Origin of the sequence: Bartonella harrusi (assembly GCF_024297065.1) — a bacterium.
In the GTDB taxonomy this organism is placed as follows: Bacteria; Pseudomonadota; Alphaproteobacteria; order Rhizobiales; family Rhizobiaceae; genus Bartonella; species Bartonella harrusi.
This window is the reverse complement of record NZ_CP101114.1, coordinates 2,015,236-2,037,214: the sequence shown is the minus strand read 5'-3', so window position 1 is coordinate 2,037,214 and position 21,979 is coordinate 2,015,236. Positions and strand designations below refer to the sequence as shown.

16 protein-coding genes, 1 tRNA gene and 1 pseudogene are annotated in these 21,979 nt (G+C 38.3%); 13 read left to right on the top strand and 5 right to left on the bottom strand.

Going from position 1 to position 21,979, the window contains the following annotated elements; translation table 11 throughout:
- Positions 1-88: 88 nt before the first annotated feature.
- A pseudogene (locus NMK50_RS09610) lies at positions 89-943 on the top strand (phage late control D family protein); the annotation flags it as partial.
- A 947-nt stretch (positions 944-1,890) separates the two neighbouring features.
- On the opposite strand, the gene NMK50_RS09605 reads toward NMK50_RS09610, so the two are convergent.
- Positions 1,891-1,965 (bottom strand) — tRNA-Gly (locus NMK50_RS09605).
- 191 nt (positions 1,966-2,156) lie between these two features.
- Between NMK50_RS09605 and NMK50_RS09600 the strand changes: the two genes are divergently transcribed.
- The 7 genes from NMK50_RS09600 (at position 2,157) to NMK50_RS09570 (ending at position 9,842) form a co-directional block, all read left to right on the top strand.
- Entirely contained in the window at positions 2,157-3,134 is a 978-nt protein-coding gene (locus NMK50_RS09600; protein WP_254770266.1) for an ABC transporter substrate-binding protein, read from the top strand.
- A 63-nt stretch (positions 3,135-3,197) separates the two neighbouring features.
- Positions 3,198-4,094: an ABC transporter permease gene (locus NMK50_RS09595; RefSeq protein WP_254770265.1), complete on the top strand. Its 897-nt coding sequence runs from the start codon at positions 3,198-3,200 to the stop codon at positions 4,092-4,094.
- Complete coding sequence (locus tag NMK50_RS09590) at positions 4,087-4,881, top strand: ABC transporter ATP-binding protein (RefSeq protein WP_254770264.1); 795 nt, start codon at positions 4,087-4,089, stop codon at positions 4,879-4,881. The genes NMK50_RS09595 and NMK50_RS09590 overlap by 8 nt, the downstream gene beginning before the upstream one ends.
- Before the next feature lie 4 nt (positions 4,882-4,885).
- Positions 4,886-5,926 (top strand): DNA polymerase III subunit delta, encoded by a 1,041-nt coding sequence (gene holA, locus NMK50_RS09585; protein WP_254770263.1) that lies wholly within the window; start codon positions 4,886-4,888, stop codon positions 5,924-5,926.
- Between the two features lie 780 nt (positions 5,927-6,706).
- Positions 6,707-7,639 carry a prephenate/arogenate dehydrogenase family protein gene (locus tag NMK50_RS09580; RefSeq protein ID WP_254770262.1) on the top strand — a complete coding sequence of 311 codons (933 nt, stop codon included), beginning with the start codon at positions 6,707-6,709 and terminating at the stop codon, positions 7,637-7,639.
- A gap of 841 nt (positions 7,640-8,480) precedes the next feature.
- Positions 8,481-9,335 carry a YihY/virulence factor BrkB family protein gene (locus NMK50_RS09575; protein ID WP_254770261.1) on the top strand — a complete coding sequence of 285 codons (855 nt, stop codon included), beginning with the start codon at positions 8,481-8,483 and terminating at the stop codon, positions 9,333-9,335.
- Between the two features lie 12 nt (positions 9,336-9,347).
- Positions 9,348-9,842: a YaiI/YqxD family protein gene (locus NMK50_RS09570; RefSeq protein ID WP_254770260.1), complete on the top strand. Its 495-nt coding sequence runs from the start codon at positions 9,348-9,350 to the stop codon at positions 9,840-9,842.
- A gap of 1 nt (position 9,843) precedes the next feature.
- Here NMK50_RS09570 and NMK50_RS09565 read toward each other — a convergent pair whose 3' ends face one another.
- Positions 9,844-10,548 (bottom strand): TlpA disulfide reductase family protein, encoded by a 705-nt coding sequence (locus NMK50_RS09565; RefSeq protein ID WP_254770259.1) that lies wholly within the window; start codon positions 10,546-10,548, stop codon positions 9,844-9,846.
- 32 nt (positions 10,549-10,580) lie between these two features.
- Between NMK50_RS09565 and argH the strand changes: the two genes are divergently transcribed.
- The 5 genes from argH to NMK50_RS09540 all read left to right on the top strand — a co-directional run bounded on the left by argH (position 10,581) and on the right by NMK50_RS09540 (position 17,290).
- Positions 10,581-11,981, top strand: a complete 1,401-nt coding sequence (gene argH, locus NMK50_RS09560; RefSeq protein ID WP_254770258.1) for an argininosuccinate lyase — start codon at positions 10,581-10,583, stop codon at positions 11,979-11,981.
- A 50-nt stretch (positions 11,982-12,031) separates the two neighbouring features.
- The gene (lptM, locus tag NMK50_RS09555) at positions 12,032-12,211 is read left to right on the top strand and encodes an LPS translocon maturation chaperone LptM (RefSeq protein ID WP_254770257.1); all 180 of its coding nucleotides are present in this window, start codon (positions 12,032-12,034) and stop codon (positions 12,209-12,211) included.
- An 8-nt stretch (positions 12,212-12,219) separates the two neighbouring features.
- Positions 12,220-13,494 carry a diaminopimelate decarboxylase gene (gene lysA, locus NMK50_RS09550; RefSeq protein WP_254770256.1) on the top strand — a complete coding sequence of 425 codons (1,275 nt, stop codon included), beginning with the start codon at positions 12,220-12,222 and terminating at the stop codon, positions 13,492-13,494.
- A gap of 333 nt (positions 13,495-13,827) precedes the next feature.
- Positions 13,828-16,254, top strand: a complete 2,427-nt coding sequence (locus NMK50_RS09545) for a TIGR02302 family protein (protein WP_254771238.1) — start codon at positions 13,828-13,830, stop codon at positions 16,252-16,254.
- A gap of 271 nt (positions 16,255-16,525) precedes the next feature.
- Positions 16,526-17,290: a class I SAM-dependent methyltransferase gene (locus NMK50_RS09540; RefSeq protein ID WP_254770255.1), complete on the top strand. Its 765-nt coding sequence runs from the start codon at positions 16,526-16,528 to the stop codon at positions 17,288-17,290.
- Between the two features lie 558 nt (positions 17,291-17,848).
- Here the strand turns inward: NMK50_RS09540 and NMK50_RS09535 are convergent.
- The 3 genes from NMK50_RS09535 to tsaD form a co-directional block, all read right to left on the bottom strand.
- The gene (locus tag NMK50_RS09535; protein ID WP_254770254.1) at positions 17,849-18,532 is read right to left on the bottom strand and encodes a response regulator transcription factor; all 684 of its coding nucleotides are present in this window, start codon (positions 18,530-18,532) and stop codon (positions 17,849-17,851) included.
- A 1,252-nt stretch (positions 18,533-19,784) separates the two neighbouring features.
- Positions 19,785-20,216 (bottom strand): EVE domain-containing protein, encoded by a 432-nt coding sequence (locus tag NMK50_RS09530; protein WP_254770253.1) that lies wholly within the window; start codon positions 20,214-20,216, stop codon positions 19,785-19,787.
- A 473-nt stretch (positions 20,217-20,689) separates the two neighbouring features.
- Positions 20,690-21,784: a tRNA (adenosine(37)-N6)-threonylcarbamoyltransferase complex transferase subunit TsaD gene (tsaD, locus tag NMK50_RS09525; protein ID WP_254771237.1), complete on the bottom strand. Its 1,095-nt coding sequence runs from the start codon at positions 21,782-21,784 to the stop codon at positions 20,690-20,692.
- Between the last annotated feature and the right edge of the window lie 195 nt (positions 21,785-21,979).

Below are 21,979 nucleotides of genomic sequence, written 5' to 3'. Positions count from 1 at the left end.
AAATTACTCTGTGGTTTGTTGATTCGTTCTGCTTTGTTTTCCAATTATACAAAGACTGATAAAGATTTGATTGGGTATAAGATGTGACAATGATTTAGAGGTTCCACAAAAGAACAGCACTCTGCAGGTGAAGTTTGGTTATCAGGACAGCATCAGTGCTGTTATGGGGCGTTTTGTTGTCGAATCGGTTATCAGTATCGGGGGCAGTGATGGAGAGATTTTACGCCTTTGCGGCAAAAGCGCTTCGATGCGTGGCGAACTCAAAGAACAGACAAGTGAGCATTTTGACAATCAAACCATTGGTGAGATTGTCGAAAGCTTAGCCAAGCGTCATGGTTATCAAGCCAAAGTCGACCAAGAGTTTTATAGCAAAACCTTGCCTTATGTGGTGTGCACCAATCAGTCGACAATTGATTTTTTAACCCGCCTTGCGGAGCGTATGCAGGCACGTTTTTTTATCAAAGACAATAAGTTTTTATTTTTAAGCGGCAACAATTTACCGGCAATCACTCTTGCCAAGCATGATTGTTCCAGTTGGGAATTTACCCTCGAGCCACGCACCCAATATGGCAGCGTTGAATCAACCTATTTTGATCGCTCGCAAGGAAAACAGCTGTCTGTCAAATATCGCACGAATCTCCAAGGCCCCACACGGCGTTTGCGTGGTTGCTATCCTTGCAGAGAGGAAGCTTTGGCTGCTGCCGCATCAGAATCGGACCGGCTTTGTCGTGGTATGGGCAGTGGTTCTTTGGCTTTAGAGGGGCGTCCAGAAATCATGGCCGATCAACCTCTCATTTTGCAAGGGTTCCGCGAGCAAATCAATGGAGCATGGAAAGCCGCAACCGTCACCCACCGCTATGAGAAACAAAGCGGCTATACCACAGAAATCACCTTAGAGGCACCAGAAAAGGGAAAACAGCCATGGGAAAAGTCAACCTCGTAGAATGCCGTGCACAAGAAAATCAAAAAGTAAAGTTTACCCTTTGATCGGTGATGCGCATGTGAATCAAAGTGGAAACATTGCACTTTGGTTTGCTGATGAGAAATAGGGTCAAGTTGACCGAATTATTTGTTATCATGCAATAGGTGCAAGTTGCCCCAATTGCTCAAGGAAGCGATAATGCATTTTTAAATCACAATATATAAAGTGTGAAGGGGATAAAAAATCAAAGGGTCAACTTGACCTTTTGATTGATGATGATAGGCATTTGAAGAAATTGGTGTAGGTTGCACCAAGTGCGTGAAGATGAGCAATAGGGTAATGTTTACCCAATTCCTTACACCAACAATAGTGCAAACATTGCACAATTGCATGCTAAAGAGCAATAGGGTCAAGTTGCCCCAATTGCTCAAATGCTTTTTCTCTTTTTAGTAATATGCTTGGGATAGGAAGAAACGATTATTCAATTCCCCTAAAAGAGGCAATAAATGACCTTTGAAAGGCCTTTGAAGACCCTTTGAGAGCCCTTTGAAAAAATGAAAATCCTTTGAAAAGGAGGTTATTTTTACAAAATATGATGCAAATGATACAAAATTTGTTGGTCTCTGCATGCATGTTTTACAGATTTTAGGTGTCAAATAATGGGGTTATTGGAAGAGATGAATCATCTTAAATTGTGATTCTGGTCAGGGCAAAATAAGAACTCATGAAAGCGACTCTAAACACCTCTTAAAGCTTCTCTGAAAACCGCTTAAAAGCTCTGTGAAAAAAAATGAATTGCTGCAAAACCTAGTGTCAAATTGTGCAAAACCTAGTGGCAAGCTACAGACTCTAAACACCTCTTAAAGCTTCTCTGAAAACCGCTTAAAAACTCTGTGAAAAAAAATGAATTGCTGCAAAACCTAGTGGCAAGCTACACTAGTAGCAAGCTACAATTCCTTTGCAACTTATGGAGCGGGCGATGGGATTCGAACCCACGACCCCAACCTTGGCAAGGTTGTGCTCTACCCCTGAGCTACACCCGCTCATCGATTCGAAATATATTCGCTTCAGATGCTGCTTGTATGGCGTAGGCTTTAGCGAATTGCAACAAAAAAATAACATTTCAGTTTGATTTATTTTATGAATATTTCAGAAATGAAAATAAAGATTGATTTTAGTATTCCTTTTCAATAGATTATCCTCCTTTAATTGTTGCTAAGAGGGGCGAAGTAGAATGTCGAAAAGGGTAAGCATATGGGGGATTGTGATTGCAACTTTTTTTATTATGAATGGTTTTGCAAAAGCAAGTGATCACGTTAAACATGTTAAAGTGGCAATTACGCAAATTATGTCACATCCTGCTGCAGACGCTGTGCGCAAAGGAGTGGAAGATGCGTTGGCGGAAAGTGGCTATAAGCAGGGTGAAAATTTTGAACTCACTTTTTTATCAGCACAGGGCAATATTTCTACAGCAACACAAATTGCACGTAAATTTGTTGGTGATAAACCTGATGTTATTGTAGCAATTACTACGCCTTCAGCACAAACAATGTTTGCAGCAACAAAGACGATTCCTATTGTTTTTGCTGCAATTTCTGATCCTGTTGGAGCAAAAATAGTCCCTTCCCTTATCAAGCCTGGTGGTAATGTAACAGGGGCTTCTGATCGTATAGATATTGCGGGGAGTCTTAATCTTTTGCGGGAAGTAAAACCAAATTTGAAAAAACTTGGTTATCTTTATAATGCTTCTGAAGCAAATTCAGTGTCAACGCTTAAGACGTTAAAAGAAGAAGCCACTAAAGTGGGAATTGAAGTTGTTCCTTCATCTGCGCCTAAGCTTTCTGATGTTCAAGCGGCAACACGTGCCTTAATTGGTAAGGTCGATATGGTTTTTATTCCTGCTGATAATACAATCCTGTCTTCTTTAGAAGGAGCAGTAAAAGTTGCTCAGGAAGCAAACATTCCTGTATTTTCTGTTGACTTTAATTCTATAGGACGTGGACCTTTTATGACCCAAGGTGTCAATTTCTATGATGTGGGGGTTGATGCTGGGAAGTTGGCTGTGCGTGTTTTAAAGGGTGAAAAGCCTGGTGATATTGATGTTGTACTAGCGGCTAATAATGATATCCGTATTGATATGAAAGCAGCTAAAAAAGCTGGTATTATTATCCCGCAAGCAGTTATTGAACGTGCAACAAAAATTCTTCAATAGGTCTCCATTAATGTGATGTTGATACGGTAAACGTGTATTAAGTTTTTATGGGGAATACTTTGGATGAATATATTTGCACTTTCTGGTGCGGTAGAATTAGGTCTTATTTATGCGTTTGTTGCAATTGGAGTTTATCTCTCATTCCGCGTCTTAGATTTTCCTGATTTAACTGTTGATGGATCATTCCTTCTCGGGTCATCTGTCTGTGGTGTTTTGATTCTTTTGGGCTTCAATCCATGGGTGGCGATGGCGTGCGCTTTTTGCGCGGGTATGCTTGCTGGTTTGTTAACAGCGTTGCTGAATTTGCATTTTGGTATTTTAAATCTTTTGGCTTCAATTTTAACAATGTCAGCGCTTTATACGGTTAATCTCCGTATCATGGGGATTATGGGAGGCTCTAATGTTAATTTGGCTCTTTCTGATACTGTTTTAACTCCTTTCTATGGTTTATGGGGGTTACCTGATATTTTTGTGCGTCCTCTTTTTATTGGTTCTGTATTATTGATTGTGGCATTTTTTATTTGGCGCTTTTTAGAAAGCGAAATAGGTCTTGCTATGAGAGCAATGGGCACCAATCCACGTATGGCTACGGCACAAGGGATTCACAGATCAGCGTTAATTTATTTTGGTATGGGGCTTTCAAATGCATGCGTTGCGCTTGGAGGTTCCCTTTATATTCAAACTGCAATTGCTACTGATATTACCGGGGGCGCTGGGACGATAGTTTTCGGTTTAGCTGCGGTTATTATTGGTGAAACTCTTTTTCGTACGCGTAGTATTTTGTGGATTATCATCAGTTGTATTGTTGGATCTGTTCTTTACCGTGTTGCAGTGCAGTTTGCTTTTGAAGCAAATGCGATTGGTATTGATACGTCGACAGACCTTCAATTGATTACCGCGTTGTTAGTTGCTTCAGCTCTCATTATACCGCGTTATTGGGGGAGGCTTAAACATGATTGAGTTTTCTCATGTCGGAGTCACATTTAAACCAAAAACACCTTTGGAAAAACAAGCCCTCATTGACATTAATCTCAAAATTGATCGGGGTGGTTTTGTCACGATTATTGGTTCGAATGGCGCCGGTAAATCAACTTTGCTGAGCGTGCTAGCGGGTGCGATTTCCCCTACAGAGGGAAAAGTGATTATCAATGGGCAAAATATTTCCAAACAATCAGTCAGTGAGAGAGCCGATAGAATTGCTTGTGTTTTCCAAGATTCATTAATGGGTAGCTGCGGTTCTTTAACCATTGAAGAAAATTTGGCTCTTGCTGCTATGCGCGGGAGGCGTCGTGGTTTTCGTTCAGCGTTGAATTATAAAAAACGGCAATTTTTTCGTGATGAAATTGCCCAATTAGGCATTGGTCTTGAGACATGTATTCATAACCCTATGGACAGTTTGTCAGGGGGGCAACGTCAAGCTGTTTGTCTTGTGATGGCAACTTTAGCCTATGCAGATGTTTTATTGCTTGATGAGCATACTTCAGCATTAGATCCTGGAATGGCTGATTTTGTTATGCGGTTGACAGAAAAAATTGTTGAAGAGAAAAAATTAACAACTATTATGGTAACACATTCTATGCGCCAGGCTCTTGATCATGGAGATCGTACACTGATGTTGCATGGGGGGAAAGTGATTTTAGATGTGCGTCAAGAGGAACGTAAAGGATTGGATGTAAGCGATCTTATCGGTATGTTTCAGAAGGTTCGTGGAGAAGCTCTCGATGATGATGAACTCTTAATGGATTAATATTTTGGCTCAGAAAAAAGCGCATGAAGTTGATCATTTTCTAACGCGTTTTTCACGTTCTTTTCCTATTGTCCTCATTTATGGGCCAGATCGTGGTCTTGTTTGTGAACGTGCGCAGCATTTTGCTAAGCTTACAAGGATAGCTATAGAAGACCCGTTTTCAACGATTCGTTTGGATGCAACTGAAATTGATAAAGATCCTACCCGTTTAGAAAATGAAGCTCGTACTTTATCACTTTTCGGAGGAGACCGTTTAATATGGATCTCTCATGCTGCTAATCAAAAAGGTTTTCTTACAGCTTTGAAGTCTTTAATTGAGGGACCACCAGAGAAAAGTTTTATTCTCATTGAGGCAGGGGATTTGAAAAAAGGAACAGGATTGCGTAATGCCGTTGAAACGGCAGAAAAAGCAATGGCTTTGCCCTGTTTTGCAGATGATGCTCGTTCTCTTGATGGACTGATTGATGAGGTTTTGGGTCATTTTAAGAAGACTCTTTCTTTGGATGCACGAAAGTGGTTGCACGAAAGTTTGGGTGGGGATCGTCTTGTATCACGAAGTGAGTTAGAAAAGCTTTGTCTTTATGCTTCGGGTATTCATATCACTCTCGAAGATGTCAAAGCTGTTGTAAGTAATGTCAGCATTCTTTCTCTTGATGACGTGATTGATGCTCTTTTATTGGGTGATATAACAGGTTTTGAGAATCATTTTAGTAGACATGCAACATTGCAGAGTACAGTTTTTCTTATTTTAAGTACGGCACAAAGACATTTTCAACAATTGCAATTGTTACGTTATCAAGTCGAGATTGAAGGAAAATCTCCTTCTATAGCGATTTCTCAAGCCCGCCCTCCCATTTTTTTTCAACGGAGAAAAGCAGTTGAACAAGCTTTAAGATATTGGAAGTTAGAACATATTTCCTATGCAATGGAAAGAATTCAAAGTGCTGTTTTAGAAAGTCGTAAAAACCCACTTTTAAGCGAAGCGATCGTTCGTCAAATTTTGCTGGGACTTACAATTACTGCACGGCGTCAAAAAGCTGCTTAAAACAGACAAAATATTAATTTATAATAATTTAGCGTTTTGCATGTTGAATAAGATTCCTGAATAATCGTAAGATTATTTTATTTCAGTCCTACTTGATTCAAGATGAAAGAATCTTATAATATTTCTGATTATGATACAAGTTGTAAAAACATGATTTATCTTTATAAATCAATATATTGTTTTAGATAAACAACGTCATAAAACTATGAATAGGGCGGCAATGGCTTGGAAAAAAATATCGGATTTTTCTCAAACAGTTTGCAAAACAACAACGATGACACAATAGGTTTGTTGCGTCTGCTTATCCTTATAGGTGTTCACACAAATCCTTTGTGTCATATCCATAAAGATCAAATTTAATATAATCTATGGAACATCTCTACTGAGAAGAGAAAGTTTGTATTTATGGTGGTTGATTTGAAGACCTTGGAGGTTCTATAAAATAGATTTTTTGCTTGTAAAATTTATTTGTTTTTTTAATAAAATAGTGCTCTTTTAAAGTAAAAATAACATATATCAGTCATTTTTGCTTGTAAACGATGGATTGATAAGCTTTAGAGCTTAATGTTACGTATTCTCTCTCTCTTTTTTTATATTTTCTAGGTAAAAAATAATCTGTTGGTGGTTTGCTTAGGTCAGTATTGGAGATGCATGACTTTTATTATTTATTTTTTCGTAGCTTGTGGTTTTTTTAATGTTTGATACATAAATCTTGAATAAACAGTAAAGATGGATTTTTGTTTTGTTGCTCTGTTTTCAAAGAGTTTTTAAAGGAAAAAAATGCTCCAAAGCCGATTTGAAAAAATAGCACTCATTGGGATTGGTCTTATTGGCTCTTCTTTAGCAAGGGTGATTAAAAAGAAAAATCTCGCCGGTCATATTTCTATTGCAACACGTCGTCAAAAAACATTGGACAGGGCGCGTGAATTAGAACTTGGAGATTTTTATACAACTGATAATGCCAAAGCTGTTGAAGGGGCAGATCTCGTGATTATTTCTGTTCCTGTTTGTGCAAGTGTGGAGGTAGCAAAAAACATTCGTGATCATTTAAAATCTGGAGCGATTGTGAGTGATGTTGGTTCCACAAAAGCGTTGGTCATTGCAGAAATAGCACCTTTATTACCAAAATCTGTTCATTTTATTCCTGGTCATCCGATTGCGGGAACGGAATATTCAGGGCCAGATGCTGGTTTTGCTGACTTATTTATGAATCGATGGTGTATTTTAACGCCTTTGGCTGAAAGTGATGCTGTGGCTGTTGGGCAATTGACAGCGTTTTGGGAAGCTTGTGGCGCACGTGTTGAAAAAATGGATGCCAAACATCATGATCTTGTTTTGGCTATTGTTTCGCATTTACCGCATTTGATTGCTTATAATACGGTTGGGACAGCGAGTGATCTAGAAAAAGTGACAAATTCTGAAGTGATTGCTTATTCTGCTTCGGGTTTTCGTGATTTTACGCGTTTGGCTTCTTCTGATCCGGTTATGTGGCGCGATATTTGTTTGCATAATAAGGATGCTATTTTAGAAATGTTGAGCCGTTTTAGTGAAGGGCTTGCTTCTTTGGAACGGGCAATCCATTTGGGAGATGGTGAGACGTTATTTAACTTTTTTACACGTACCCGTGCCGTGCGCCGTAATATTATTGAAGCGGGACAGGAAATTGATGCTCCTGATTTTGGACGCCAAAATGTTTCTAAAAAAGATGTGTAAAAAGTTTTTGTTAAATTATGCTGGTTTCTTTTCGAAATCTCTGTTCCTTGAAGATGCGAATTGCCATAAAGAACAAAGGGAATTTGGGGATAGAGATGATCAGTGTTCAAAAAGTTTTGTGAAGGTAAGAGTATTATTTGAAACATTTATAGATGTAAAAAAAAGCTCACGAAGCTTCAGAGAAATTCCTCATATTGCGTGATTGTACGTTTTGGAAAATTAAAGTTTTTATGCTCATTTAAATGTTGTTTCTCGATAATTTCATGTGTGCATTTGTTGGCTTTCTGGCTGTCGGTGGTCTATTTTGAAATAAAAAGATTATTTGGTTTCTTCTTTAAATTTGCATCTTAGATTTCTTGTTTATTGGAACATATTATCTATTTTATCGATAATCTCAAGGATAGTAGAAACAATCGGCAACACCATTCTCTTTGCTAATTCGTAATGTTACCAGCCCTTGCATTAAAGACGATTCATACGGCATTTTTATGCCTTTCTTTAGCGTTTTTTACCAGATACCGACTCCGCTTATGACATGTAGGTGCGTGATGTTACTTGTTTTAAATGAGAGGATTGAACATGAGAGAATCTTACAGTATTCGAGAGTTTAATCCAGTATGCAAAATGATGAATTATGATTATAAATCAATGCTTTGTTTTATGCATATCTTTAGCTCTTCACGTGTAACATTGCTCGTTTGTGTTTTTCAATTTTAGTATAAAGCGAGACTTGACGGTATTGATTATAGCCCTTTATAGTGAAAAAGGTTTTTTTAATCTTGATGATTTTTGTAAAATTTAGGGTGATGATGAAGAGAGTGTTACTAGAAAGTATTGAGATTTGTTAAAAAATATCTTTTGGCATAGTTATCGTATTCTTGTTAATGCAATAAGCCATTATTGGCGTGATAATGGGGGGGCTTTTGCTAGTCATATCGCGCTTTCAGGGCTTTTAGCATTTTTTCCTTTTTTCATTTTTGGGACATCTCTTGCTAGTTTTATCGGAGCTTTTACCTATACACCGCAAAAAATCAAAGCTTTAGTACAGTTATTACCAGATGTTATTGCAGAGCCTTTATCTAAAGAAATTATTAATGTTTTAACTATTCAGCGGGGAGGAGTGTTGACGGTTTCTGTTATTGGGGCGGCTTATTTTGCTTCTAATGGGATAGAGGCTTTGCGTACTGCTTTGAATAAAGCGTATCGTGTTGTTGATCGGCGTAGTTTGTTGTTTTGTCGTTTTCAGAGTTTGTTTTTTGTGATCCTTGGAGCAATTGGCTTGGTTATGATCAGCTTTTTGTTGATTTTAACACCTCTGCTCATCAAGATTATGCACAATCATCCTTTTTTTATGACTGAATATATTGGGGTTATTCGTTTATGGCGTTATATAATCGCAGCAGTTGTTTTATTTGTCAGTCTTTTGATTGTTCATAAATGGCTACCGGCAGAGCGGCGCAAATTTACAGAGATTCTCCCAGGAATCGTGGTGACAATGTTCGTATGGTTTGTCGCTTCCATTGCTTTTGCACAATATTTGACAATGTTTGATTATATTTCTACCTATGCGGGGTTAGCATCTATTATGGTTGCTATTATTTTCCTTTATATATTAAGCGCAATTTTTATTTTAGGCGCTGAAATAAATGCCGCGGTCATGTTTTATCGCAGGAATTTGCAACATTTAGATGAATGAAAGAACTTATTATTGCGTGAAAATCAAGATATCAGTAGTTCGGTAAAGCCTGCTATCACTTTATTGATTGATGCGGATGCTTGTCCTGTAAAAGACGAAGTTTATCGTGTGATGAATCGTTATCAGCTTAAAACATTTGTGGTAGCAAATCGTTTCTTATCGCTTCCCGATGAAGCGCTCATTGAAAGAGTGGTTGTTGCTGGTGGACTCGATTGTGCCGATGATTGGATTGTAGAACACGTAAATGAAGCGGGTATCGTTGTTACCAGTGATATTCCTTTAGCAGCTCGGGTTGTGCGGGCTGGAGGTGCTTGCCTTTCACCAACGGGGCGTATTTTCGATATAAGCTCTATCGGTCAAGCTTTGGCAATGCGCAACTTGATGGAAGATTTGCGAGGACAGGGCAATATGATAAGTGGCCCTCGTCCTTTTTGTCGCAAAGATCGTTCTGCTTTTTTATCAGCACTGGATCTTATGATACAGCGTTTAAAAAGGCGTGGTTATTAGGTTATAATGCTTCTTTTATGATAGCTTTTATAAGGGTTTTGGCATCGTTATTTGCCCATGGAGCTGCGCCATTGAAGGAAGCAATAAGATGGCCCTTTTTATCAATGAGAAACGTTATGGGTAATCCTAAAGCAAGCCCTTGTTTTCTAACATTGTTGAAAATATCCATTGTTTCATCACGATAGTATAGCAAATTCTCAGCATGAACATCTTGTAAAAACTGCTGAATTCTTTCAGGAGAAGCAGTTTTATCGATATTAATGGCCATGACATCAAAATTTTCTCCAGCCAACTCACGTTTTAATTGTGCCAATTCTGGCATTTCTGTGCGGCAGGGTACACACCAACTCGCCCATAGATTGACCAATATTGGCTTTCCAGTAAATTCACTGAGTTTATGGTTTTTTCCTTGAATATCTTTGAAAGAGAGCTGTGTCATATCTGATGGCGTGTCAGCAAATCGTATGTGCGTAAAAAATCCTTTTGCTGCTTTTCGGATCGCTCTCATTTTTTCTTCTTGTCCTTTTTGGACTTTTGCGGTCTTTTCTCCTGATATAAAGTTGGTAAAAGAGAACTCTCTCTTGTCAGAGCGGCTTTTTAGTGCGTATAAACTGATAGCAGCTAAGAGTAGGACAGCAAAAAAGGATGCGATGAAAAGCCTCTTTTTATTCTTTTTGTTTTGGTTGGTAAAATTTTGAGGAATCATGATTTTTTTCCTTTTATGGGTGTTTTTAGAGTATGGCAGATGAAAAATTAAAGAACCAGATGTGGGGTGGCCGCTTTATAGCAGGACCGGCTGCAATTATGGAAGAAATTAATGCCTCTATTGATTTTGATCAAAAACTTTATCGGCAAGATATTGAAGGATCGCTTGCTCATGCCGCAATGTTAGCGCAAACAAAGATCATTTCACAATCGGATTATGAAAAAATTGTTCATGGTTTAAAGCTTATTCGTCAAGAAATTGAGGAAGGGAAATTTGTTTTTTCACGAAAGCTGGAAGATATTCATATGAATATTGAAGCGCGATTGGGAGAATTCATTGGTCCCGTGGCAGGGCGTTTGCATACGGCGCGTTCCCGCAATGATCAAGTGGCCGTTGATTTTCGTTTGTGGGTGCGTGAGGCCTCACAGAGAATTATGCAAGCTTTAAAAAGATTGATAGAGCAATTACTTATTCGAGCAGAACAACATGTTGAAACCTTTATGCCAGGTTTTACACATTTACAATCAGCGCAGCCTGTAACATTTGGCCATTATATGATGGCTTATGTTGAAATGTTTGGTCGAGATTTGTCACGAATGTGCGATGCGGTTGAACGAATGAATGAATCGCCTTTAGGAGCTGCTGCTTTGGCAGGAACAAGCTTTCCAATCGATCGTTTTATGACAGCAAAAACATTGGGTTTTCGAGAACCAACGCGCAATTCAATTGATAGTGTTTCGGATCGTGATTTTGCACTGGAATTTTTAAGCGTTGGTGCGCTTTGTGCAATGCATCTTTCCCGCTTAGCAGAGGAAATTGTTCTGTGGTCAAGTGCACAATTTCATTTTATTCGTTTATCGGATGCTTTTTCAACGGGTTCATCTATTATGCCACAAAAGAGAAATCCCGATGCTGCGGAACTTGTGCGTGCTAAAAGTGGGCGGTTGAATGGGGCATTAATGGGGCTCTTAACAGTGATGAAAGGATTGCCGCTTGCCTATTCAAAAGATATGCAAGAAGACAAGGAATATGTGTTTGATGGAGCTTTGAACCTAGAATTATCTCTGACAGCAATGATAGGGATTATTGGTGATTTGCAAGTTAATAAAGAAGCTATGAAACACGCCGCTGATTCTGGTTATGCTACCGCAACTGATTTTGCTGATTGGTTGGTGCGTGAGTTAGGGCTTCCTTTTCGTGAAGCACACCATATTACCGGGTGTGCTGTAGCTTTGGCGGAAAAAAAACAATGTGGTTTAAATGATTTATCGTTGCGTGAACTCCAAACGATTTGTCCAGAGATTCGTGCAACGCTTTTTGAGGTTTTAACAGTTGAAAAATCAATTAAAAGCCGTAAAAGTTTTGGTGGTACCGCGCCTTCAAAAGTGCTTGATCAAATTGCTTATTGGAAAAAACGCCTTGTAACTACCTGAATGGTTGGTTTGTAAATCCAAAAAAATAACAAGAGGGAGAAAAAAGGCGTATGAAAATTATTTTGAAGAATTTAACAATTGTTCTTTTGGGGAGTGTTGTTATTGTTGGATGTGGGCGTAAAGGGGCATTAGAATTGCCCCCTTCAGCAGTGGTGGATTCTTCGCAAGGTTCATCTGTTCCGCAAAGCAAAGCAGATGAACCTTTTGTTCTCGACCGATTGATACAATAGAGGCTTTTATGCATTTTTTTTCTTATCAGCATGATGTGCTGTATGCTGAAGGTGTTTCACTTTTGCAACTTGCACGGGAGGTTGGAACACCTTTTTATTGTTATTCAGCAAGTGCACTCGTAACACATTTTAGAGATTATCAAAATGCATTTCGGGATATGCCGAGTTTGATTGCTTATGCGGTTAAAGCAAATTCTAATCAAGCGGTTTTACAACTCTTGGCGAATAATGGAGCGGGAGCGGATGTCGTCTCAGAGGGAGAATTACGGCGTGTGCTTGCTGTTGGTATTCCTGCTCATCGCATTGTCTATTCTGGTGTTGGTAAAAAAATTGAAGAGATAGACTTTGCTCTTGAACAAGATATTTATTGTTTTAACGTTGAATCAGAACCAGAACTTGAACAATTATCGGCACGGGCTGTGGCACTTGCAAAGAAAGCATGTATTTCTTTGCGTATTAATCCAGATGTGGATGCTAAAACACATAAGAAAATTACAACAGGAAGATCCGAGAATAAATTTGGTATTCCATTGTCATTGGCGTGGGATGCTTATAAAAAGGCAGCACAATTGCCTGGTCTTCATGTTTGTGGTGTTGATCTTCATATTGGTAGCCAAATTTGTGACTTAAAGCCCTTTGAAGATGCATTTATGATTGCCGCAGATTTCGTGCGTCAATTATGGAATGATGGTTATGCAATAACTCATGTTGATATTGGTGGGGGTCTTGGTATTTCTTATGGGTGCGAGCAGCATCCAGTACCAACTCCTTTTGATTATGCACAGCTGGTAAAGAAACATATCGCACCTTTAGGAATCAATATTATCCTAGAGCCTGGGCGTAGTATTATTGGTAATGCCGGTCTATTGGTGACATCTGTTGTGTATTTAAAAAAGGGTGAAGGACGGAATTTTGTTATTGTTGATGCGGCAATGAATGATTTTATGCGCCCAACACTTTATGATGCGTGGCAGAATGTTATACCAGTGGAAAAAGCATCGGGGAATGCTGCGTTGATCAATGCAGATATTGTTGGTCCTGTTTGTGAAACTGGTGATTATTTAGCATTAAACCGCTCTATACCGCCTTTAACGGCAGGTGATGTTTTAGCGATTACTGGAGCGGGTGCTTATGGTGCGGTGATGGCAAGTACCTATAATAGTCGACTTTTGGTGCCAGAAGTTCTCGTACAGGATATGCGTTATGCAATTATTCGTCCTCGTCTTGATTATGCCCAATTGATAGATTGTGATCATATTCCAGATTGGATTGAAGCTTGTTAAGGATAGTTGGTCTTATTTTTACTAAACTTTAATGAAAAAATTAATTGTCTGGAAATTGTTTTATAGAGAATTTCTCTGTAATGCCGTTTCTCTCTGATTTCAGTTTTCTTTTGCATCAGCTAAGTGTAAAAGTATAAAGTTAAATGGGGTATTCAGGGTAAGATTTGCTGGGTTATCCTATGGAGTGAGTCATATAAGTAGTCAGAGAATAAAACCTATTTGAGAGGAAATAATCTGGTTACGAATGAGTGGTGGATAAGAATCTTTGTCTTTTAAGACGAAGAAGAAGTTGAGATCTCAATTCACCGCTGCAAAAGGGGACAGTGCTTGTCTATGAGAAATGAAAACATCAAAAGTTTTGCAAGAATAAAGCTTTTGTTTGTGCGCATTTTTGTGTGGTTTATCCTCTTCTTTGAACGAATGTGGGTACGGTTGTTGCCGTTTTTTCTCGTTCTCAGTCTTTTTTGTTCGCTTAGTTGGCTGGGTGTTTTTGGCATTCTAGATTATTGGCCTCATGTGTTCCTACTTGGGCTTATGTTTTTTTTGGCTGTGGGAAGTTTATTTTTTCTTATTCGTTTTCGTTTTCCTACAATGCGGGAAGTTGATCAGCATCTTGAACGTATAAATGGCTTCATAAATCAACCTTTAAGCGCTCAAACAGATCGTTTATGTTCTGAGAATGATGAAGATTTGACTGTACTTGTTTGGCGTGAACATCAACGCCGTATGGCAAAACAGTTATATCATTTAAAAACCGGATTTATCGACCTTAAGAGTGGGGTTTATGACCCTTTGGCTTTGAGGACTATAGGTATTCTCCTTTGTGTGTGTGCTTTTAGTTTTTCTTTTGGTTCATTAGGAGGACGTTTGGCAGATGCATTTGATTTACGTCCTGTGATCGATGAAACATCAATGCGGATTGATGCTTGGGTAACACCTCCTGCTTATACCAATGTTCCCCCTCTTTATTTGACAAAAGATAACAAGACAAAGTTTGCTGTTCCTGAAGGAAGTGATTTGGTTGTCCGTGTTGTCAACGGTGCTGGCGTTACAGTAAAAGCGAGTGCTAAAGAAGATGCACGAGAAATTTCGTTTACTAAGAAAAATGAAAAGGGTGCTTTGCATGATCCAATCGTTCATTTTGAAACACGCTTAGAACGTTCAATCAATCTCGTGGTGTCATCGCGGCATAAAAAACAGCAATGGAATTTGCAAGTGATTAAAGACCAGAATCCAACAATTCGTTGGGTAGAAAAGCCAGGGCGGATTTTAACGGGTTCATTGGAACTTCATTATGCGCTCAATGATGATTATGGCGTGACAAAAGCTTTTGTTGAAATAGAGCCTTTTTTAAATGGGCATAAAAGTGCTTCTTCTCTTTATAAGGCACCTGAAATACAACTTCTGCTGCCCCGTGGGGGAAAGGGTAAAATGCGTACGGTACAAGATGTATCAGCGCATCCTTGGGCTGGCTTAGACGTTAAAATTACTTTGGTAGCAGAAGATGGGGCGGGGCAAGAAGGGCGCAGTAAAACTTTTGTTATGACACTACCACAACGTGTTTTTTCGAATCCTGTTGCGCGTGCGATGATTGAATTGCGTCGTATGTTGGTTCTGGATACTACTAAAAAAGAGCGAGCCCTTGATATGCTTGCTGCTTTGCTGGTGCGTCCAAAAAAGGGGTTGCAAAATCTCACACATTTTCTTGTTCTACAGAGTGCGTGGACAAGGCTTTCTATGGCAGAAACAGAAGATGATTTGCGTGGTGTTGTCGCGTATTTATGGCAGATTGCTGTGGGAATTGAAGGAAATCAGCTCGAATCTGTGCAAAAAAATCTTAAACAAGCACAAGCGGCTTTGCGTGATGCTCTTCGTTATGGGGCCCCAGCAACAGAAATTGAACGGCTGATGGCAGATTTACGACAGGCTATGGATAATTATATTCACGCTTTGGCAGAAAATGCACAAGATAAGAGTAATCCTCACAATAATAATTTTAGTCCTCCCAATCTTTCAGAGGATTCATTAGAAAAAAAGCTTAATTTAATTGAGGAAATGGCCAAGATGGGCTCTTCTTTAGCAGCTGAACAGCTGTTGGCAGAAGTGGAACAAACTCTTGATCATTTGCAAGTGCGAAAAGGTAATCAAGGTGGAGGGCAAGATCGGAACCAATCCACAAAGATGAAAGAAAAAATGGATCAATTGGGAGATTTGATGCGTCGTCAGCAGGAAATTCTCAATGAAACACATCAATTAGAAAAGCAACAACAACGTGGAGAAACTGTTCCTGAACAACAAAGACAATCTTTAAAAAAACGTCAAGCTGAGTTGCAGTCTGAATTATCAATGTTAGAAAAAGAATTATCAGCGCAAGGATTTGCGTCGAATGATGCATTCAAAAAAGCAGAAGAAAAAATGAACTCTGCAGAAGAGGCTCTTGATTATGGTAATAATCAAATGTCCATGCAAAGTCAGTCAGATGCTTTAGAATCCTTGCGGCAAGGTGCACAAAATGTTTTGGAAAAAATGCGCGAAAGGCTTAAAGAAACGGATGGAAGTCAAAATGCTGTTCGTGGTCCTATAGATCCATTAGGGCGTTCACTCTCTTCAAAAACAGACCAAGAAGGGGCAGTATTACAGCAGGAAAATGATCAAATGCGTGCACGGCAGATTTTAGAGGAAATTCGCAAACGTCTTGGTAAGGAGCATATTTTAGAAGCAGAGAAAAACTATCTTGAAAGACTCCTTCATTTCAATTAGTTACTTTCTCCTTCTCATTGATGCCAAAGTATCAATGTCAAAAAAAGCACATTGGAAGCTTTTTAGAATCTAAAGTTTAAAGAAAGAGCATGATGAGAGTACTTTTTTGTGAAGTGATTATGAAAAATATTTTGTGCAGTTTTTATTATTTGGGTTTAAAATATGAAATATTAAAATTTTTGCCATTGCGGAAAAAAGGCAAAAGTCCATATAAGTGGGGTATATGTAAAGACCTGTTAGGTTTGAAGTTTTTTCTATATGGTATGTTGCGTTGGATATAATCACACTGAGAGATTTTTACGATTCTGCCCTTGGACTGCGTGTACAAAGGACGTTGTGTGAGCAATTAAATTTATGGTGGCCCGATCTTACTGATAAGAGGGTAATGGGTTTAGGCTATGCACTTCCTTATCTTTCTGTGTTGTGTGCACGCGCCCAACAATGTTTTGCTTTTATGCCGGCTGCTCAGGGAGCTTCACCTTGGCCTTGTGCTGATAATGTCGCTACGGCACTTGTTTTTGAAGAAGATTTACCGCTTCCTGATGCTTCGGTGGATTGTATTTTATTGGTACATGCTCTGGAATATACAGAAAATTCATTCGAAACGCTGAATGAAATATGGCGTGTTTTGGTGCCCAATGGTAGTTTGATCGTTATTGTTCCTCATCGTCCTGGTTTTTGGGCACGCAATGCTTCTACACCTTTTGGTTATGGCGAACCCTATAGTCGGCAACAAATCGCTCGTTTGTTTGAAAAAACAAACTTTATTTCTGGACCCGTGCAAGACATTGTCCATTATATGCCTTCTTCAGGACGTGCTTCACGATTGTTTTCATTTTTTTATGAACCCTTTTCACGCTATCTTTTGCCTTATTTCGGAGGTCTCTTAATGTGTCAGGCGCAGAAACGTGTTTATCAAGGACTGCTTGTAAAGCGCCGTCAATCGCAGCGTGTTTTTATTCCTGCGTTATCACCACAAGCTTATGAGAGGTCTTCTCACATTGTTGCAAATTCCCCCTCACAATCGCATTTGTGAAGAGACACAAAATCCATTGGGCATAACCTGCTTATAAGAGAGCTGAACCGGTACTCTCATTTTCTCCGTTCGCTTAATATCACAATGTTCATATATTGAGAGAGTTTTTGAGAGGTATAAGTAAGCTTTTGCTGAATGGTTATTCCTCCACAAATTCTCTTTGTTATGGGTAAGCAAAACCGCTCTGGTTTTGGGCACGTAATGCTTGTGCAGCTTTTTGTTACAGTCCATCCTATAGGCGGCAAAAAATCGCTCGTTTGTTTAAAACAACAAATCTTATTTCTGGGTAAGTAAAAGAAACTATCCATTATATTATATCTTCTTCAAGATATGTTTTACGGTTATTCTTATTTTTTTATAAGTCACCGATTTTACGCATTCACCATCAGATGGGTTTAAAAGAAGCAATTTTACTCTATTTCAGACTGTCATTGAAGTTATAAATAATGAATGATCTTTATAAATCCAAAATATTGTATTTCTTTTTAGTGTTGTTGTGTTTCATAAAAAGGTAAGAGGATAAAAATTTCTTTTGAAGCAGTCAGTGTTAGAGAACTTTTAAAGATTTAAGCGATAGCCATTTTGATCGGTAAGAAGAATTTGTGCATTAGAAGGGTCTTTTTCAATTTTTTGTCGCAAACGATAAATGTGGGTTTCTAAGGTATGAGTGACAACATTTTTATTATAACCCCAAATTTGTTCTAACAGTGTTTCTCGACTTACAATTTTATCATTGGTAGAATAGAGGTATTTAAGAATTGCTGCTTCTTTTTCTGTGAGGTGCATTTTTTTGTTGCATTGATCAACAAGAAGTCTTTGTCTAGGTTTAAAGCTATAAGGACCAATGGAAAAAACTGCATCATCATTTTGCTCATATTGACGCAATTGGACACGAATGCGTGCTAATAACACCGCAAAACGAAAGGGTTTTATTACATAGTCATTGGCGCCTGTTTCAAGATCTAAAAGAGTATCGCAATTTGTGCTATGATTCGTGATCATAATAATGGGAGCACGAAATCCTTGGGCACGTAATTTTTTAACAGCTGTTTGGCCATCAAAATCAGACAATTCAATTCCTAAAATAACGAGATCAATATTTTTCTCTTGCGTTATTGTTATTCCTGCTTCAGCTGTTTTTGTTGGCAATATTTCAAATTCTTGATGCATTTGCAATTGTTCTACCAAAATAGGGCGTAAATCATCATCATCTTCAATGATTAAAAGGGTATAATGATTCATTTTTTTCCTTATAAAGATAAGATATGTTGATGCACCAATTTGTTGAGAGTAGTTTCACGAAAAATACGTTTTCATGCAAGAAAAATTAAAAAAGTAAACCTCTAAAAAACAAAATTTTGTTTCTTCTATGGTTTTTTGTCAAAAGTTTTCCAAAAAGTGAAGAATTGCGTGCAAGGTATTGTATAAATTGTTTTCGAGGTTGCTATAGAAATTCTTATTGTTCTTTTTTATCTTTTCTTTGCATTCTAACGTCAAATAGATACTGTGCTGCCAATTCACGCATTTGCTTTAAAGAGACATTTCTCAAAGCACACTCAAGCCCATTTCACGATGTTATCCGTGAATAATGGTATGGCATAAAAAACACTGAGCAACACCATCTTTACGCTTATGAAGAGGAAAGCTGGCGCCATTATACTCTTTACCAGTCCCCAATAGTGCGACAATCCCTGCGTGAAGACGATTGAAACATTTTGACTCCTTTCTTTAGAGTTTTTTTATCCACACGCCAGCCTTACTTGTGATGTGCAGGAATATGGTTTTACTTGATTCAGCATAAGAGGATTTAAGATGAGAAAATCTTACAATATTCGGGGTCTCATTCAACATGTAAAATGATAAATTATCTTTATAAATCAATGTGTTGACAATTATAGTCGTTTGGTGTTTTTTGCTAATGATAACAATGCGTAAATGACGTATTGTAAAGATGGATTTTATAAAAGTGTTTTCATTTTGAAATAGAATATTATAGAATGAAAAATAAAGAGAGAGTGCTCTTGTTCTTTATTTAGAACGAAAAAATTACATGCTTACAGTAGGATATATTATGCTTACGGCTATGAGAGGGAGCATCTTTTGTCGGCATGTTAGTTAGCAGACAGAAATTATAGTCTTAAGATGAAAGTTCTTTTTTCTTAAAAAAGTTACTCTCGTGGTTTTTCATTTTATTTCACGATGATTCTCGTGAAGAAGATAATGCAAAATTTATCGAGTACAACCATTTTTATTCTATAATGTATAAGCGATCATCACCATTTCTGTTACTGAAATTTTAACGTTGTTGAGATTGTTCTTGCGTTAAAATTGTTTATGAAAACAGAGGGCGTTTTTATTTAAACAATCATCCACATATTAATCTTGCTTGTGATGGAAAAAAGCAATCGTTATTGATTCATTATAAGATAAGATGAGAATAAAAGTTCCTATTCTGTTTAGGGCTCTTATTCACGTTACAAAAGTATAATTATTATTATAAATCAATTTGTTGTTTAAGATTACCCATTAAACAAACTTCTTTCCATTCATCTTCTGTCACGGGTTGTACTGATAAGCGAGAGGCGTTGACGAGTACCATATTGTTCAGCTTTGAATTTGCTTTAATCTGTTTTAATGAAACCGGTGTTGGCATATCGAAGAGTGCACGAATATCTACACATTCCCAGCGTGGATCAGAGGTTGTGGGATCAGGATGTGCTTCAGCACATACTTCTACAATACCTACAATTTCTAGCCCTTTATTAGAATGATAAAAAAAACCTTTATCACCCAATTTCATAGCACGCATATTGTTGCGGGCTTGGTAATTGCGCACACCATCCCATTGTTCACCATGTGTGCCTTTTTGCTTCTGCATCTCCCATGACCATTTATGAGGTTCAGATTTAAAAAGCCAATAAGCCATGTGTTTTCCTTTTTATAGATTATCGATCTTGTACAAGATAAGTATTTTGCCATGTATTTATAGTGTACCATTCTGTATGATTTTTAAAATGAGGTAAAGAACGCACATTATCGATTTCTTTCTTCTTTTTTAGAAAAAACTCAATTATTGTAATGTAATATACTAAGCATTCTGCCTGTTTTTATGGATTACATAAGGCTGTCTTGTCTTTGGTTTACTTTCAGAAGAGAAGATGTTTATGTCGATCAAAGAATAAGCTTAAAGTGAATTATTAAAGATAAAAATATAATAGATTTTGTCGTTTTTGACATTTGTCTCGAAAACTTAAGTCTGTAGGTCGTGTTGCGTCTAAAAGTTGTCTCTAAAAATGGTTTAAGAAAACAGATTCTAGGAAGATCAAAGTCTATAGGAATAAGATGTTCTACGATGGTGCTTCATCGTGCGTTTTTTAGACAGCATAAGCATTAATTTTGTTATGCTTTTGTTCCACGGCGTCCCATTCCAATGAGGGGGGTAGATTTTTCATCCAATGGCCAGCGTGAGCGAGGGGTAAGATCAAGGGGGCTTGTTTCTCCCTGTGCGAGTTTTTGTGCACCAACAAAAGCAATCATTGCAGCGTTATCGGTACACAAGGAAAGAGGTGGAGCTATAAATTCAAATCTATGTTGATGAGCGAGTTCTTGCAATGTCAATCGAATAGCTTGATTAGCAGCAACTCCGCCTGCGACAACTAAAGCAGGCGGATGATGCCCTTTCTCGCAAGAGAGAGGATATTGGTGAATAAAATGTTGCAAAGCTAAATGAACACGATCATGCACGGTGTCGGTTACGGCGGCTTGAAAGCTTGCTGCAATATCGGCTACATCGCTTTCTGTAAGGGGGGCCATGGCTGTTGCTGCTTGGCGAACAGCCGTTTTAAGACCTGAAAAGGAAAAATCTAGCCGTTTTTCACCTTTTAAAGGGCGTGGAAGAGGAATACGATTTTTATCGCCCAATAAAGCAGCTTTTTCAAGTGCTGGACCACCAGGATAGGGAAGACCTAAAAGTTTTGCTGTTTTATCAAAAGCTTCTCCCAAGGCATCATCAATGGTGGTTCCTAACCGTTGGTAATTGCCTACTGCGTGGACGAGAATTGTTTGTGTATGACCACCGGAAACCAACAATAATAAATAAGGAAAAGGGACATTATGCGTGAGCACGGCTGTTAAGGCATGACCTTCCAGATGATTGACGGCAATAAAAGGTTTTCCTGTGGCAAGAGAAAGCGCTTTTGCCGTCGTAACGCCCACTAAAAGCCCTCCTATTAAACCCGGTCCACTGGTGGCGGCAATGGCATCGATATCACTTAATTTTATGTTTGCTTCTTTTAGCGCTCTTAAAATTAAGCTGTCGAGAATTTCAACGTGAGCACGGGCAGCAATTTCAGGAACAACACCTCCGTAAGGTGCATGATGATCAATCTGGCTCCAAACAATATTGGAAAGAATTTTGCTGTTTCCTTTATTGTCCTGTTCAACAACAGCAGCAGCAGTTTCATCACAACTTGTTTCTATTCCTAACAGACGCATTTTAGACAAAACCTTGTGTTGAAGATTCTTTATTGTGTGCCTACCACGGATAAGCAAAGATGCAAAGAACTTCTCTTGATGTTAAGAGCTTTCATGAAAAACGCGTTGTAATATTTTCTTTGAATATAAGAGTTAATGCTCATCAAAAAATGAGGTTTTGTTGTTGAGTATAAAATGATGCTATTTTTTAAAAAC